We start from the raw sequence: 15,990 nt of genomic DNA, 5'->3' as shown, positions 1-15,990 counted from the left end.
GGGTGCCCGCCCGTTCGGCGTTCGCCGGCAGTGGGAGCCCGTGGGGGATGCCGCATCCGAGGGTTGACGGCATCCACGATGTGTTCTACTCTTTTCATATCGCAGAACTTAGATTCCACGATTCGGAATCACTCAGAACTGACAAGGAAGTCTCATGAGCGACACGACCCGCTACACGGTGAACTGCTCGATCATGCTCACGCAGCTGCCGCTGCACGAGCGTCCGGCCGCCGCCAAGGCCGCCGGGTTCGACGCCGTCGAGTTCTGGTGGCCGTTCGCCGAGGCGGTGCCGGCCACCGCCGACGTCGACGCGTTCGTCGCGGCCGTCGAAGACGCCGGCGCGCAGCTCACCGGCCTCAACTTCTTCGCCGGCGACATGCCGGGCGGCGACCGGGGGCTGGTGTCATGGATCGGCCGCGAAGACGAGTTCGCCGCCAACATCGGCGTCGTGGTCGAGATCGGCCGGCGCCTCGGCACCAAGGCCTTCAACGCCCTCTACGGCAACCGCCTGGAAGGCGTCGACCCGGCGGCGCAGGACGACCTCGCGGTGCGCAACCTCGCCGCCGCCGGCCGTGCGGTCGCGGAGCTCGACGGCATCGTCCTGCTGGAGCCGGTGAGCGGCACGCCCGCCTACCCGCTCAAGACGGCCGCCGACGCGCTCGCGATCATCGACCGCGTCCGTGCCGAGCACGGCATCGACAACGTGCGCCTGCTCGCCGACTACTACCACCTCGCCGCAGGCGGCGACGACGTGCCCGCCGTCATCGCGGGCCACGCCGCCGACTTCGGCCACATCCAGATCGCCGACGCCCCCGGCCGCGGTGAGCCCGGCACCGGGGACCTGCCGCTCGGGCAGTGGATCTCCGACGCGCAGGCGCTCGGCTACGCCGGCGTCGTCGGTCTGGAGTACAAGACCGACGCCGCCGACCCGTTCGCGTGGCTCCCCGTCGCCGAGCGCGGCTACGCCGCCGCCCGCTGACGGGTGAGCATCCGAGCACCACGGGCCGCCGGCATCCACTTCTCTTTCGATACGCAAGGACCAGAACAATGAGCAACGTCGCAGTCATCGGTCTCGGGATCATGGGCCTGCCCATGGCCAAGAACCTCGTCACCGCCGGGTACACCGTCACCGGATACAACCGCAGCCGGGGCCCGGTCGACGCCCTCGTCGCGGCGGGCGGGCGCGGCGCCGGCAGCATCGCCGAGGCCGTCACGGACGCCGACGTCATCATCACGATGGTGCCCGACTCGCCGGACGTCGCGGGCGTCGTCCGCGGCGAGGACGGCGTGTTCGCGAACGCGAAGCCCGGCGCGCTGTGGATCGACAACTCGTCGATCCGCCCCGACGTCGCCAAGGAGCTGGCCGACGAGGCCGTCGCCGCGGGCTTCGGCGTGGTCGACGCCCCCGTCTCGGGCGGCGAGCAGGGCGCCATCGACGCCGTGCTGTCGATCATGGTCGGCGGCACCGCAGAGGACTTCGCGAAGGCCGAGCCCGTCCTCAACGCCATCGGCAAGACGATCGTGCACGTGGGACCCGCGGGCGCCGGCCAGACCGTCAAGGCGGCCAACCAGCTCATCGTCGCCGTCAACATCCAGGCGCTCGCCGAGGCCGTCGTGTTCCTCGAGGCCTACGGCGTCGACACCGACGCCGCCCTCACGGTTCTCGGCGGCGGTCTCGCCGGATCGAAGGTCCTCGACCAGAAGGGGCAGAAGATGCGGAACCGCGACTTCGCCCCCGGCTTCCGGCTCGCCCTCCACAACAAGGATCTGGGCATCGTCACCGCGGCCGCACGCCGGGCCGGCATCACCGTCCCGCTCGGCTCGGCGGTCGCTCAGTTCGTCACCTCGCTGGTCGCGCGCGGCGACGGCGGACTCGACCACTCGGGCCTGTTCAAGCTCACCGCAGAGCTGTCCGGCCGCGACTGACCCACTGCTAGGAGAACCCCCATGACTCGCATGCGTGCCGTCGACGCCATCGTGCAGATCCTGATCAGAGAGGGCGCCACCGAGGCGTTCGGACTGCCCGGGGCCGCGATCAACCCGCTCTACTCCGCGATGCGCGCCCACGGCGGCATCCGTCACACCCTCGCCCGCCATGTCGAGGGCGCCTCGCACATGGCCGACGGCTACAGCCGCACCGGCGACGGCCGCATCGGCGTGTGCCTGGGCACGTCGGGCCCCGCGGGCACCGACATGATCACCGGTCTGTACGCCGCGATCGCCGACTCGATCCCGATGCTGTGCATCACCGGTCAGGCGCCGGTCGCCAAGCTCGACAAGGAGGACTTCCAGGCCGTCGACATCGCATCGATCGCGAAGCCGGTCACGAAGTTCGCGAAGACAGTGCTCGAGGCCGGCCAGATCCCGGGCGCCTTCCAGACGGCGTTCCAGGTGATGCGGCAAGGGCGTCCCGGTCCGGTGCTGATCGACCTGCCGTTCGACGTGCAGATGACCGAGATCGAGTTCGACATCGACACGTACGAGCCGCTGCCGATCGCGAAGCCGGCCGCGACCCGCGCGCAGGCCGAGAAGGTGCTCGACCTGCTGACCGCGGCCGAGCACCCGCTCATCATCTCGGGCGGCGGCGTCATCAACGCCGGTGCGTCGGAGCGGCTGGTCGAACTGGCGGAGCTGCTGGGCGTGCCGGTCGTGCCCACGCTCATGGGGTGGGGCTCGATCGCCGACGATCACCCGCTGGCGGCCGGCATGGTCGGCATCCAGACCTCGCAGCGCTACGGCAATGCCAGCTTCCTCGAGTCGGACTTCGTGTTGGGCGTCGGCAACCGCTGGGCGAACCGCCACACCGGCGGCCTCGACCTGTACCGCAAGGGCCGCACGTTCGTGCACGTCGACATCGAGCCCACGCAGATCGGCCGTGTGTTCGCGCCCGACTACAGCGTCGTCTCGGATGCCGGGCTCTTCCTCGACGCGATCCTCGAGGTCGCGCGCGAGCGCCGGGCCGCGGGCTCCCTGCCGTCGTACCTCGGCTGGGCGGAGGACTGCCGCATCCGCAAGGCCACGCTGCAGCGCAAGACCAACTTCGACAACGTGCCGATGAAGCCGCACCGCGTGTACCAGGAGATGGTGCTGGCCTTCCCGCGCGAGACGACCTACGTCACCACGATCGGCCTGTCGCAGATCGCCGGCGCGCAGCTGCTGCACGTATACGGCCCTCGCAGGTGGATCAACGCCGGTCAGGCGGGACCCCTGGGCTGGACGGGTCCTGCGGCCCTCGGCGTGGTGCGTGGCAAGCCGGGCGAGCCCGTGGTGGCACTGTCCGGCGACTACGACTTCCAGTTCATGATCGAGGAGCTCGCGGTGGGCGCTCAGCACAAGCTGCCGTACATCCACGTCGTCGTGAACAACAGCTACCTGGGCCTCATCCGCCAGTCGCAGCGCGGTTTCGAGATGGACTTCGAAGTCTCGCTCGCCTTCGACAACATCAACACCCCGTACGACACCGACAGTGTCGCGCACGGGTACGGCGTCGACCACGTCAAGGTCGCCGAGGGCCTGGGCTGCAAGGCGCTGCGCGTCGAGCGCCCCGAGGACCTGCCCGCGGCCTTCGCCGAGGCCGAGCGGCTCAAGGACGAGTTCCAGGTGCCTGTCGTCGTCGAGGTGATCCTCGAACGCGTGACCAACATCGCGATGGGCACCGAGCTCGACAACATGGTCGAGTTCGAGGATCTCGCCGAGAAGGGCGAGGACGCCCCCGCGGCGGTCTACGCTCTGGTCGACTGAACTCCCTCACCGAAGGCCGAACATGAGGATCGTCATCGCCCCCGACAAGTTCAAGGGCTCCTTGGACGCGTCCGGGGTGGCGCGCGCCGTCGCCGACGGCATCCGGGCCGTGCGCCCGGATGCCGAGGTCGAGCTGGTGCCGGTCGCCGACGGGGGAGAGGGCACGCTCGACGCCGCTATCGGCGCCGGCTTCGCACGCCGCACCGCCGTCGTCACCGGACCCACCGGCGAGCCGGTCTCGGCGGAATGGGGACTGCGGGGCGACGAGGCGGTCATCGAGATGGCCCTCGCGTCCGGGCTCGCCGTCCTGCCCGGCGCCGTCCGCGATGCGCGGGGTGCGACCAGCCGCGGCACCGGCGAGCTGATCGCCGCGGCCCTCGACGCCGGTGCGCGGCGTATCGTGCTCGGCGTCGGCGGCAGCGCCGGCACCGACGGCGGTGCCGGCATGCTGCAGGCGCTCGGCCTGCGGCTCCTCGACGGCGCGGGGGCGGTGCTTCCGGGGGGCGGCGCCGCTCTCGCGCGACTTGTGACAGTGGATGCCTCGGCCCTCGATCCTCGGCTGGCCGAGGCATCCATCACCCTCGCCAGCGACGTCGACAACCCGCTGCTCGGAGCGAACGGGGCCGCCGCCGTGTTCGGACCGCAGAAGGGCGCGACGCCCGACGACGTCGCCCAGCTGGATGCCGCGCTCGCGCACTATGCGGCCTTGGTCGCCGACGCGTTCGGCGTGCCGGACGCCGCCGATGCACCCGGGGCCGGCGCGGCCGGAGGCGTCGGCTTCGCGGCGGTCGCCGCCCTCGGCGCCGAGCGCCGCAGCGGCATCGACGTCGTCCTCGACTTCACCGGCCTGCGCGAGAGCCTCGCCGGCGCGGACCTCGTCGTCACCGGCGAGGGCGGCATCGACGAGCAGTCCCTCGGCGGCAAGACGCCCGTGGGCGTCGCGATCGCGGCGGCAGAGGCATCCGTCCCCGTCGTCGCCGTCTGCGGACGCACCACCCTCGACGACGACCGGCTGCGCGCGGCCGGCTTCGTCCGCACCTACGCCCTCGCCGCGCGCGAGCCCGATCCCGAGATCAGCATGCGCGACGCCGCGCGGCTGCTCCGCGACATCGGCGCCGAGCTGGCAGCAGACCTCCCGGACGGCACCGACGCCGTCCGGGCAGAACCCCTCACCGAAAGCACCACCTCATGAGCGAGAACCAGACCCCCGAATACGACCTCGTCGTGCGTGGTGAGCGCATCCTCACCACCGCCGGCTTCGCCGCCCGCGAGATCGGCATCACCGACGGCGTGATCGTCGCCATCGAGCCGCTCGGCCACGACCTGCAGGGTCGAGAGATCATCACGCTGCAGGACGACGAGACGCTGCTGCCCGGTCTGGTCGACTCGCACGTGCACGTCAACGAGCCCGGCCGGACCGAGTGGGAGGGCTTCGCCTCGGCGACCAAGGCCGCCGCCGCGGGCGGCGTCACCACCATCATCGACATGCCCCTGAACAGCATCCCGCCGACGGTCAACGTCGAGGCGCTCGAGCTCAAGCGCAGCGTCGCGAAGGACCAGGCGTTCGTCGATGTGGGCTTCTGGGGCGGGGCGATCCCCGGCAACACCGGCGACCTGCGCGCGCTCCACGACGACGGCGTGTTCGGCTTCAAGTGCTTCCTGCTGCACTCCGGCGTCGACGAGTTCCCGCACCTCGAGGCCGATGAGATGGAGCGCGACATGGCGGAGCTCGCGAGCTTCGACTCGCTGCTCATCGTCCACGCCGAGGACTCGCGCGCCATCGATCGTGCGCCGTCGGCCGAGGGCGACCACTACGACCGCTTCCTCGCGTCACGCCCGCGCGGAGCCGAGAACATCGCGATCGCCGAGGTCATCGAGCGCGCCCGCTGGACCGGCGCCCGCGCCCACATCCTGCACCTGTCGTCGTCGGACGCGCTGCCGATGATCGCCAGCGCCAAGCGCGACGGCGTGCGCCTCACCGTCGAGACGTGCCCGCACTACCTGACGCTCCTGGCCGAAGAGATCCCCAACGGCGCGACCGCGTTCAAGTGCTGCCCGCCCATCCGCGAGGCGTCCAACCGCGAGCTGCTGTGGCAGGGGCTCGTCGACGGCACGATCGACTGCATCGTCAGCGACCACTCGCCGTCGACGCTGGACCTCAAGGACCTCGAGAACGGCGATTTCGCGGTCGCCTGGGGCGGCGTCGCATCCCTGCAGCTGGGCCTGTCGCTGGTGTGGTCCGAAGCGCGTACGCGAGGCATCCCGCTTGAGACCGTGGTGGAATGGATGTCGGCGCGTCCGGCGGCCCTCGCCGGACTCACCCGCAAGGGAAAGCTCGCGCTGGGGTTCGACGCCGACATGTCGGTGTTCGCCCCCGACAGCGCGTACGTGGTCGACGTGAACAAGCTGCACCACAAGAACCCGCTCACCCCCTACGACGGCAAGGCGCTGTCGGGTGTGGTGCGCGAGACGTTCCTGCGCGGTGAGCGCGTCGACTTCGCCGAGCCGCGCGGACGCCTGATCCGCCGCGGCGCGGCCTGAGATCCACCCGCCGGTCCGCGTGACCGCGCCCCCAGATGTTCGGAAGAAGAGTGAGATGTCCGCAGACCCGTACAGCAGTGGCCCCGAAGTCCTCGATCCCGAGGACGACCTCCGCAGCGTGATCGCGACACGTGCGCCGCGGCACCGCCCCGTCGACGCGTCGATCGCCCGGTCGTGGCTGCTGGTCCCCGGCACGCGCGCCGACACGTTCGACGACATGGCCGACTCGCGTGCCGACGCCGTCGTGCTCGACATCGAGGATGCGGTCGACCCCAGCAACAAGCCGCAGGCGCGGCAGGACGTCGTCGACTGGCTGCGCGGCGGAGGCCGCGCGTGGGTGCGCGTGAACGACGCCGCCAGCCCGTTCTGGGCCGATGACCTGGCGGCACTGGCCGGCATCCCGTCGCTCCTGGGCATCATGCTCGCCAAGACCGAGTCGCCGGCGCAGGTGACGAGCTCGTTCGACCGCCTCGGCGGCAACGTGCCGGTCGTCGCGCTCATCGAGTCGGCCATCGGGATGGAGGATGCCGCGCATATCGCCCGTGCGCGCGGCGCGTTCCGCCTCGCGTTCGGCAGTGGCGACTTCCGCCGCGACACCGGCATGAGCGCAGACGCCGAGGCCATGGCCTACCCGCGCGCGCGGCTCGTGGTCGCCAGCCGCGTCGGCAACCTGCCCGGCCCGATCGACGGGCCGACCGTGGGCAACAGCATGCCCACCCTGCGCGAGCAGTCCGGCATCACGGTGTCGATGGGCATGACCGGCAAGCTGTGCCTCGCCGCCGAGCAGGCGCCCGTCATCAACGAGGTCATCTGCCCCACGCCGAGCGAGGTGCTGTGGGCGCTGGACTTCCTCGAGGACTTCGAGGGCCGCGGTCGCGTCGTCCGCGACGGCAGCGACTTGCCCCGCCTCGGCCGGGCGCAGAAGATCGAGAAGCTGGCGCTCGCGTTCGGGGTGCACCCCACCTCGTGAGCCCGGCCCCGGACCGCGCACACCCTTCGAAAGGACACTCGCATGGCTGACGGCATCCACCTCTCCGCAGGCGACACCAACCCGGGCTTCGCGCTCTCGGACGCCACCGGCGCCCTCGTGCGACCCGAGGACTTCGCGGGCCGCCGGCTCGTCGTGTACTTCTACCCGGCCGCATTCACGCCCGGGTGCACCACCGAGGCGTGCGACTTCCGCGACAACCTCGCGTCGCTGCAGGCGGCGGGCGTCGCGGTCGTCGGCATCTCGCCCGACACCGTGGAGCGCCTGGCCGAATGGGCCGAGGCCGAGCAGCTGTCGTTCCCGCTGCTGTCGGACGCCGACCACGCGGTCGCCGAGGCGTGGGGTGCGTGGGGCACGAAGGTCGTGAACGGCGAGGAGCGCGTCGGGCTCATCCGCTCGACGTTCGTGCTCGCGGCCGACGGCACGATCGAGTCGGCCGAGTACCGCGTCGACCCCAACGGCCACGTCGCGCGCCTGCGCGAGCAGCTCGCGGCCTGACGCTTCGCCCCGCCGAGACCGGGGATCCTGTTGCCGAGACCGGGGATTCTGGGCGAGACCGAGGATGACGCCCTTGGTCTCGGCTGGACTCCCCGGTCTCGTCGAACAACGACGACTCCGCCGCTCAGCCGCGCCCGTCGTACGGCATGCCGGCGGCGGTGAGTGTGACGCTGCCGATCACGGCATTCGGCGGCAGCGACGCCATGAACACGACCGCGCGCGCCGCCTCGGCGACGTCGAACGTCGGCTCGATCTTGAGCGATCCGTCGGGCTGCACGTGCCCGCCGCCGTGGCCGAGGTCGCTCAGCAGCGCCGTCGCCGCGTTGCCGATGTCGATCTGCCCGCACGTGATGCCGTAGGGGCGGCCGTCGAGCGCGATCGCGCGCGTGAGGCCCGTCACGGCGTGCTTCGAGACGGCGTAGGCGACCGTGCGCGGGCGCGGCCGGTGCGCCGCGATCGAGCCGTTGTTGATGATCCGGCCGCCCTGGGGTGACTGCGCCTTCATGATGCGCACGGCGGCGCCGGCGACGAGCATGGCTCCCGTGACGTTGACATCGAGGGTGTGCCGCCAGGCGTCGAGGGCGAGTTCGTCGACCGCGCCCTGCGGACCGGGCACGCCGGCGTTGTTGAACACCGTGTCGACGCGGCCGAACCGTTCCACGGCCGCCGTGAACAGCGCGTCGACGTCGGTGGGGACTGTCACGTCGGCTCTGACGCAGAGTGAGAGCGGATGCTGCGCCGCCGCCTCCTCGAGCGTCGCGGCGGTGCGCCCGGTCAGCACGACAGCCCAGCCGTCGTCGAGGAACGCGCGGGCGACGGCGCGCCCGATGCCGGTGCCCGCACCCGTGACGACGGCGACGCGTGCGGCGACCGGTGGCGGCGCGGATTCAGCGGGCTGGGGCATCCGATTTCCTTCCGAAGGGTTGACAACGCGAGCTCTGAGGGAGACGATATCTCATGTAATGGAAAGAAGATTTCGCATTACGGAAGAGCGAAGGACAAGCAGTGGAGCTTGAAGCATTCAACCGGATCGACGCAGACGCCGCGAGAGCACTCGTGCGGCCGTGTGTCGACATCGATCGCTGGATCGACGCCGTGGTCGCGGGCCGTCCCTACTCCAACGTGGAGGAGGCAGTCGAGGTGGCGCGCACAGCCGCGTCACCCTGGACGGTCACCGAGATCGACGGTGCTCTCGCGCACCACCCCCGCATCGGGGAGCGCGCGAGCGGGGGGAGCGCAGAGGCGACGCTGTCGCGTTCGGAGCAGGCGGGACTCGGGGTCCAGGGCGACGATGTCGCCTCGGCCCTCGCCGCCGGGAACCGCGCCTACGAGGACAAGTTCGAGCGCGTCTTCCTGATCCGGGCCGCCGGCCGCAGCGCCGAGGAGATCCTCGGCGCCCTGCGGCAGCGGCTGACGCACACCGAAGAGGAGGAGATCCCTGTCGTGGCCGACCAGCTGCGACAGATCGCCGTCCTCCGACTGGAAGGAATCCTCGGCTCATGAGCCAGATCACGACGCACATCCTGGATGCCGCACTCGGAGGTCCCGCCCGCGGGGTCGCCGTCGCGCTCACCCGAGGGGACGGCGCCGCGATCGCGACCGGTGTCACCGACGACGCCGGCCGGGTCAAGGACCTCGGCCCCGAACACCTCGAGGCAGGGACCTACCGGCTCACCTTCGCCGTCGGCGAGTACTTCGCCGGCACGGGCCGCGACACCTTCTATCCCGTCGTGTCGATCGACTTCTCGGTCGCCGACTCCGAGCAGCACTATCACGTACCGCTACTCATCAGTCCGTTCTCATACTCCACATACAGAGGGAATTGATGATGTCAGAGAGCACGATCGTCCTCGGGGCGAACCAGTACGGCAAGGCCGAGGTCCGCCTCGTCCGGATCGACCGCGACACCCCGCGCCACGAGATCACCGATCTCAACGTCACCTCGCAGCTGCGCGGCGACTTCACGTCCGCCCACACCGAGGGCGACAACTCGAAGGTCGTCGCGACCGACACGCAGAAGAACACCGTGTACGCGTTCGCGCGCGACGGCGTCGGCGCCCCCGAGGACTTCCTGCTGCGCCTCGGCCGCCATTTCACCGGCGAGTTCGACTGGGTCGACGGCGGGCGCTGGGAGGCCGAGCAGTACACGTGGAGCCGCATCCCGGTCGACGGCCAGGAGCACGACCACGCGTTCGTCCGCGGCGGCACCGAGACGCGCTCGACCGTCGTGACCTTCGACGGTGACGACGCGACAGTCATCTCGGGACTGCACGACCTCGCCGTGCTGAAGTCGACAGGCTCGGAGTTCCACGGGTTCCCGCGCGACCGGTACACGACCCTCGTCGAGACGAACGACCGCATCCTCGCGACCTCGGTGACCACCAAGTGGCGCTACAACCGCATCGACCTCGACTTCGACGAGACCTTCGCCGACGTGCGCCGCCTGCTGCTCGAGGCGTTCGCGCAGACCCACTCGCTGGCCCTGCAGCAGACGCTGTTCGAGATGGGCCGGCGCGTGCTGGAGGCCCACCCTGAGATCGACGAGATCAAGTTCTCGATGCCCAACCTGCATCACTTCGTCGTCGACCTCGCCCCGTTCGGCCTCGACAACCCCAACGAGGTCTTCTACGCCGCCGACCGCCCGTACGGCCTCATCGAGGCGACGGTGCTGCGGGACGGCATCGAGGCGAACCACCCGGCCTGGACCGGCGTCGCCGGCTTCTGCTGACGAACAGGGACCGGCACGCGGGCCGGGCGAAGAGGCCCGGCCCGCGACATCCATTCTTTTCTTCATTGCCTGACGAGGAGGTCAGCACATGACTGCTGCGCGCAAGACCGCACAGAAGGACGCCGCGAAGGCGTCAGCCAAAGAGATCCGTCCCGAGGACGAGAAGCTCCCGATCGGGACGTCGATCGCGTTCGGGTTCCAGCACGTCCTGACCATGTACGGCGGCATCATCGCACCGCCGCTGATCATCGGCGCGGCCGCCGGAATGAGCTCCGCCGACATCGGCCTGCTCATCGCATCGTGCCTGTTCGTCGGCGGACTCGCGACCCTGCTGCAGACGATCGGCATCCCGTGGTTCGGCGCGCAGCTGCCGCTCGTCCAGGGCGTGTCGTTCGCGAGCGTCGCGACCATGACGGCCATCGTGACCGACGGCGGCGGGATCACCGCGGTGTTCGGGGCCGTGCTCGTCTCGGCGGCGATAGGCCTGCTGATCACCCCGGTGTTCTCGAAGATCATCCGGTTCTTCCCGCCCGTCGTCACCGGCTCGGTCATCACGATGATCGGCCTGTCGCTGCTGCCGGTCGCGGCCAACTGGATCATGGGCGGCAACCGCGCCGCACCCGACTACGGCAGCATGGCGCACATCGGGCTGGCGTTCGCGACGCTGCTGATCGTGCTGATCCTCTCGAAGGTCGGCAACGCCGCGATCTCGCGCCTGTCGATCCTGCTGGCCATCGTCATCGGCACGATCATCGCGATCCCGTTCGGCATGGCCGACTTCTCGAAGGTGCTCGAGGGGCCGATCTTCGCGTTCCCGACGCCGTTCGCGTTCGGCATGCCGACCTTCAACATCGCGGGCATCGTGTCGATGCTCATCGTGGTGCTCGTCATCCTCACCGAGACGACGGCCGACATCCTCGCCGTCGGCGAGATCGTCGGCGCGAAGGTCGACTCCCGGCGCATCGGAAACGGCCTGCGCGCCGACATGCTCTCCAGCCTCATCTCGCCGGTGTTCAACTCGTTCACCCAGAGCGCTTTCGCCCAGAACGTCGGCCTGGTCGCCATCACGAAGGTCAGGAGCCGGTTCGTGGTCACCGCGGGCGGCGGCATCCTCGTCGTCCTCGGCCTGCTGCCGATCCTCGGGCGCGTCGTCGCCGCGGTGCCGATGTCGGTGCTCGGCGGTGCGGGCATCGTGCTGTTCGGCACGGTGGCGGCCTCCGGCATCCGGACCCTCTCGAAGGTCGAGTACCGCGACAACATGAACCTCATCATCGTCGCGGCCTCGATCGGCGTCGGGATGCTGCCGGTCGTGGCCCCCACGATCTACGAGGCGTTCCCGGACTGGTTCGTCACGATCTTCCACTCGGGCATCAGCTCGGCGGCGATCGTCGCGATCCTGCTGAACATCCTGTTCAACCACATCACGTGGGGCAACTCGCAGGGGCAGTCGGTCTTCGTCGCCGCGCCACCGCGCATGGTGCGCGAAGAGGAGCTGGCGGCCCTGGAGGACGGCGACCATTACCTGGGTGGCAAGCTGATCGCCGCCGACGGCAACGAGGTGCAGATCATCCCGACGGGCTCGCAGCCGGTGATCCGCCCGGCACGTGCCGCGGCGCACAAGCAGAACGCCGCCGGCGACCACTGAGCACATCTCACGCGGGGGCGGGATCCGACCGGATCCCGCCCCCGCCCTGCAGGAGAGGAGCGCCATGAGCGCCACCACCGGAACCGCGGAGGCCGCGGTCGACATCGATCCCGAAGAGACCGCGGAGTGGGTCGAGTCCCTCGACGCGCTGATCGACGCCCGCGGCACGGCGCGCGGGCAGCAGATCGTCCGCAGCATCGTGCAACGGGCGGGGGTGCGCAGCGCCGGCCTGCCGCCGGTCACGACCACCGACTACGTCAACACGATCCCCGCCGACCAGGAGCCCGCTTTCCCCGGCGACGAGCAGGTCGAGCGTCGCTACCGGGCCTTCCTGCGCTGGAACGCCGCGGTGATGGTGCACCGCGCCCAGCGCTCCGACATCGGCGTCGGCGGTCACATCTCGACCTTCGCCGGCGCGGCGACGCTGTACGAGGTCGGCTTCAACCACTTCTTCCGCGGCAAGGACCACCCGGGCGGCGGCGACCAGGTCTTCTTCCAGGGCCATGCGTCGCCCGGCATGTACGCCCGCGCGTTCCTGGAGGGGCGCCTCGGCGAGGACGACCTCGACGGCTTCCGCCAGGAGAAGTCCAGGGCCGGCCACGCCCTGAGCTCGTACCCGCACCCGCGGCTGATGCCGGAGTTCTGGGAGTTCCCGACGGTGTCGATGGGCATCGGCCCGATGAACGCGATCTACCAGGCGCAGACCAACCGGTACCTGCACAACCGCGGCATCAAGGACACCTCCGACCAGCACGTGTGGGCGTTCCTCGGCGACGGCGAGATGGACGAGCCCGAGAGCCGCGGACTGCTGCAGCTGGCCGCCAACGACAGGCTCGACAACCTGACCTTCGTGGTCAACTGCAACCTGCAGCGCCTGGACGGCCCGGTGCGCGGCAACGGCAAGATCGTGCAGGAGCTCGAGGCCTTCTTCCGCGGCGCGGGCTGGAACGTGATCAAGGTCATCTGGGGCCGCGAGTGGGACGACCTGCTCACGCGCGACCGCGACGGCGCGCTCGTCGACCTCATGAACGTCACGCCCGACGGCGACTACCAGACCTACAAGGCCGAGAACGGCGCCTACATCCGCGAGCACTTCTTCGGGCGCGACGAGCGCACCGCGCACCTGGTGCAGGACTACAGCGACGAGCAGATCTGGAACCTCAAGCGCGGCGGTCACGACTACCGCAAGGTCTACGCGGCCTACCAGGCGGCCACCGACCACCGGGGGCAGCCGACGGTCATCCTCGTGAAGACCGTCAAGGGCTACGGTCTCGGCGCCAACTTCGAGGGGCGCAATGCGACACACCAGATGAAGAAGCTGACGCCGGCCGACCTGAAGTCCTTCCGCGACCTGCTCCGCATCCCCGTCACCGACGAGCAGCTCGAGGCCGACCCCTACCGCCCGCCGTACTACCACCCGGGTGCGGACGCGCCCGAGATCCGCTATCTGCTCGATCGCCGCCGTGCGCTCGGGGGCTCCGTGCCCGAGCGGCGCACCGCGCACACCGCACTGGAGCTTCCGGGCGAGGCCGCCTACCAGGTCGCCCGGCGCGGGTCGGGCACGCAGCAGGCGGCCACCACGATGTCGTTCGTGCGTCTGCTGCGCGACCTCATGAGAGACAAGGGCATCGGCTCGCGCATCGTGCCGATCATCCCCGACGAGGCGCGCACGTTCGGCATGGACTCGTTCTTCCCGTCGGCGAAGATCTACAACCCGAACGGGCAGCACTACACCTCGGTCGACCGCGAGCTGCTGCTGGCCTACAAAGAGAGCCCTGCCGGGCAGATCCTGCACGCCGGCATCAACGAGGCGGGCTCGGTCGCGGCGTTCACCTCGACCGGCACGGCGTACGCCACCCACGGCGAGCCGCTCATCCCGGTCTACGTGTTCTATTCGATGTTCGGGTTCCAGCGCACCGGCGACTCGTTCTGGGCCGCCGCCGACCAGATGACGCGCGGCTTCATCATCGGGGCGACGGCGGGTCGCACGACGCTCACCGGTGAGGGCCTGCAGCACGCCGACGGCCACTCGCCGATCCTCGCGTCGACGAACCCCGCGGTCGTCACATACGACCCGGCGTACGGCTACGAGATCGGGCACATCGTCCGCTCGGGGCTGGAGCGCATGTACGGCGGCGTCCACCCCGACCCGAACGTCATGTACTACCTCACGCTCTACAACGAGCCGATCGTGCAGCCGGCGGAGCCGGCGGACGTGGACGTGGACGGCATCGTGCGCGGCATCCATCGCGTCTCGCCGCGCTCGGGATCCGGCATCCCTTCGCACATCCTCGCGTCGGGCGTGTCGGTGCCGTGGGCGATCGAGGCGCAGCGGATCCTCGCCGAGGACTGGGGCGTCGACGCCGACGTGTGGTCCGTGACGTCGTGGATCGAGCTGCGCCGCGACGCGGTCGCCGCCGAGGAGGAGGGGTTCCTGCACCCCGGGACGCCCGCGCGCACGCCGTACGTGACGGCTAAGCTGGCGGAGTCCACGGGCCCGATCGTGGCCGTCAGCGACTACACGAAGGCGCTGCCCGACCAGATCCGGCAGTTCCTGCCGAACGACTTCGCGTCGCTCGGCGCGGACGGCTTCGGCTTCTCGGACACCCGCGCCGCCGCTCGCCGGTTCTTCAAGAACGACGTGCACTCGATCGTCGTGCGGACCCTCGAGCTGCTCGCGCGCCGGGGCGAGGTGGCTCAGGATGCCGCCGCCCAGGCGATCGCCCGGTACCGGCTGCTGGATGTCACGGCCGGCACCACCGGCACCGCCGGCGGCGACTCGTGACGGGTCGCGGGGCTCCGGGTCAGGGCAGCTGAGAGACGAACTCCCGCGCGTCGACGGTCTTGCGCCGTTCCGGGCGGGAGCTCTTCGGCTTGCCGCCGACGTACAGCCAGCCGAGCAGCTCCTCGTTCTTCTTCAGCCCGTGGGCCTTGGCCACCGCCTTGGCACGCGTGTAGTGGCCGGTGCGCCAGATGACGCCCCAGCCCGCCTCGTCCAGCAGCAGGCTCAGCAGGTGTGCGACGCCCGAGGCGACGGCCTCCTGCTCCCAGCGCGGCACCTTGTGGCTCTTGCGGTAGCTCGCGACCACCGCGATGAGCAGCGGCGCGCGCAGCGGCTTGGACGACGAGCCCTTGTGTCCGTCCGCCTTGTTGATGGCGCGCCCGAGCCGCTCGCGGTCGTCGCCGCGCAGCTCGATCAGCCGCCACGGGTGCAGCGACGAGTGGTCGGCGACGCGTCCCGCCGCGGCGACGAGCCGCAGCAGCTCGTCGTGCGGCGGAGCCTCGTGGGTGACCTTCGACCACGAGCGGCGCGCGAGCGCCGCGTCCAGCGCGCCGGCCATCATGCCTCGTCGGGGGTGAACTGCAGCGACAGCGAATTCATGCAGTAGCGGTCGCCGGTGGGCGTGCCGAAGCCGTCGGGGAAGACGTGGCCCAGGTGCGAGCCGCAGTTGGCGCAGCGCACCTCGGTGCGCACCATGCCGTGGCTGTCGTCCTCGATCAGCTGCACGGCCTCGGGACGCACCGACTCGTAGAAGCTCGGCCACCCGCAGTGCGAGTCGAACTTCGTGCCGCTCTGGAACAGCTCGGCGCCGCACGCCGCGCACGTGTAGAGGCCCGCGCGGCTCTCGTCGAGCAGCTCACCGGTCCACGGCCGCTCGGTGCCCGCCTGGCGGAGCACGGCGTACTGGTCGGGCGAGAGCTCTGCGCGCCACTGCTCGTCGCTCTTGTCAACGGCGTAGGTCATGGGTCCTCCTCGGCACGGCGATCGGGGCACGTGCGCTGCAGCTTCCATTCAACCCCAGCAGACGGCGCGCGGGGTCGTCCCGATGCGCGATGAGAGGATGACGG

The 15,990-nt window shown here is 70.5% G+C and carries 15 protein-coding genes; 12 read left to right on the top strand and 3 right to left on the bottom strand.

All coding sequences use genetic code 11. From position 1 onward, the window contains the following. Positions 1 to 154: 154 nt before the first annotated feature. From ABEA46_RS16120 to bcp, 7 genes are all read left to right on the top strand, one after another. Positions 155 to 979, top strand: coding sequence for a hydroxypyruvate isomerase family protein (locus ABEA46_RS16120; RefSeq protein WP_345545881.1), 825 nt, complete (start codon positions 155 to 157; stop codon positions 977 to 979). Positions 980 to 1,047: 68 nt separating this feature from the next. Then, positions 1,048 to 1,926, top strand: coding sequence for a 2-hydroxy-3-oxopropionate reductase (locus ABEA46_RS16115; RefSeq protein WP_345545879.1), 879 nt, complete (start codon positions 1,048 to 1,050; stop codon positions 1,924 to 1,926). Between the two features lie 21 nt (positions 1,927 to 1,947). After that, the gene (gene gcl / locus ABEA46_RS16110; RefSeq protein ID WP_345545877.1) at positions 1,948 to 3,741 is read left to right on the top strand and encodes a glyoxylate carboligase; all 1,794 of its coding nucleotides are present in this window, start codon (positions 1,948 to 1,950) and stop codon (positions 3,739 to 3,741) included. 22 nt (positions 3,742 to 3,763) lie between these two features. Then, a complete protein-coding gene (locus ABEA46_RS16105; RefSeq protein ID WP_345545875.1) occupies positions 3,764 to 4,933 on the top strand; it encodes a glycerate kinase in 1,170 nt (389 codons plus the stop codon). Continuing rightward, positions 4,930 to 6,282: an allantoinase AllB gene (allB, locus tag ABEA46_RS16100; RefSeq protein ID WP_345545873.1), complete on the top strand. Its 1,353-nt coding sequence runs from the start codon at positions 4,930 to 4,932 to the stop codon at positions 6,280 to 6,282. Before ABEA46_RS16105 ends, allB begins: the two co-directional genes overlap by 4 nt. Before the next feature lie 55 nt (positions 6,283 to 6,337). Continuing rightward, positions 6,338 to 7,252: an HpcH/HpaI aldolase/citrate lyase family protein gene (locus ABEA46_RS16095; RefSeq protein WP_345545871.1), complete on the top strand. Its 915-nt coding sequence runs from the start codon at positions 6,338 to 6,340 to the stop codon at positions 7,250 to 7,252. 42 nt (positions 7,253 to 7,294) lie between these two features. Then, positions 7,295 to 7,768 carry a thioredoxin-dependent thiol peroxidase gene (gene bcp, locus ABEA46_RS16090; protein WP_345545869.1) on the top strand — a complete coding sequence of 158 codons (474 nt, stop codon included), beginning with the start codon at positions 7,295 to 7,297 and terminating at the stop codon, positions 7,766 to 7,768. Between the two features lie 124 nt (positions 7,769 to 7,892). Here bcp and ABEA46_RS16085 read toward each other — a convergent pair whose 3' ends face one another. Beyond that, positions 7,893 to 8,672: an SDR family oxidoreductase gene (locus tag ABEA46_RS16085; RefSeq protein ID WP_345545867.1), complete on the bottom strand. Its 780-nt coding sequence runs from the start codon at positions 8,670 to 8,672 to the stop codon at positions 7,893 to 7,895. Between the two features lie 101 nt (positions 8,673 to 8,773). On the opposite strand from ABEA46_RS16085, the gene uraD reads away from it, so the two are divergent. From uraD to aceE, 5 genes are all read left to right on the top strand, one after another. Next, positions 8,774 to 9,271 (top strand): 2-oxo-4-hydroxy-4-carboxy-5-ureidoimidazoline decarboxylase, encoded by a 498-nt coding sequence (uraD, locus tag ABEA46_RS16080; protein WP_345545866.1) that lies wholly within the window; start codon positions 8,774 to 8,776, stop codon positions 9,269 to 9,271. Then, the gene (gene uraH, locus ABEA46_RS16075; RefSeq protein ID WP_345545864.1) at positions 9,268 to 9,594 is read left to right on the top strand and encodes a hydroxyisourate hydrolase; all 327 of its coding nucleotides are present in this window, start codon (positions 9,268 to 9,270) and stop codon (positions 9,592 to 9,594) included. Before uraD ends, uraH begins: the two co-directional genes overlap by 4 nt. Further along, complete coding sequence (gene pucL, locus ABEA46_RS16070; RefSeq protein WP_345545862.1) at positions 9,594 to 10,496, top strand: factor-independent urate hydroxylase; 903 nt, start codon at positions 9,594 to 9,596, stop codon at positions 10,494 to 10,496. The genes uraH and pucL overlap by 1 nt, the downstream gene beginning before the upstream one ends. Before the next feature lie 88 nt (positions 10,497 to 10,584). Further along, on the top strand, positions 10,585 to 12,141 hold the full coding sequence (locus tag ABEA46_RS16065; RefSeq protein WP_345545860.1) for a nucleobase:cation symporter-2 family protein: 1,557 nt from the start codon (positions 10,585 to 10,587) through the stop codon (positions 12,139 to 12,141). A gap of 64 nt (positions 12,142 to 12,205) precedes the next feature. Further along, on the top strand, positions 12,206 to 14,926 hold the full coding sequence (aceE, locus tag ABEA46_RS16060; protein ID WP_345545859.1) for a pyruvate dehydrogenase (acetyl-transferring), homodimeric type: 2,721 nt from the start codon (positions 12,206 to 12,208) through the stop codon (positions 14,924 to 14,926). Positions 14,927 to 14,945: 19 nt separating this feature from the next. On the opposite strand, the gene ABEA46_RS16055 is transcribed toward aceE, so the two are convergent. Further along, positions 14,946 to 15,482: a nitroreductase family protein gene (locus tag ABEA46_RS16055; RefSeq protein WP_345545858.1), complete on the bottom strand. Its 537-nt coding sequence runs from the start codon at positions 15,480 to 15,482 to the stop codon at positions 14,946 to 14,948. Next, entirely contained in the window at positions 15,482 to 15,886 is a 405-nt protein-coding gene (gene msrB / locus ABEA46_RS16050; RefSeq protein ID WP_345545855.1) for a peptide-methionine (R)-S-oxide reductase MsrB, read from the bottom strand. The genes ABEA46_RS16055 and msrB overlap by 1 nt, the downstream gene beginning before the upstream one ends. Between the last annotated feature and the right edge of the window lie 104 nt (positions 15,887 to 15,990).

Origin of the sequence: Microbacterium jejuense, from assembly GCF_039544225.1 — a bacterium.
Lineage (GTDB): Bacteria > Actinomycetota > Actinomycetes > Actinomycetales > Microbacteriaceae > Microbacterium > Microbacterium jejuense.
Note: the sequence above shows the minus strand (reverse complement) of the source record. Positions and strands in the feature narration are given on the sequence as shown.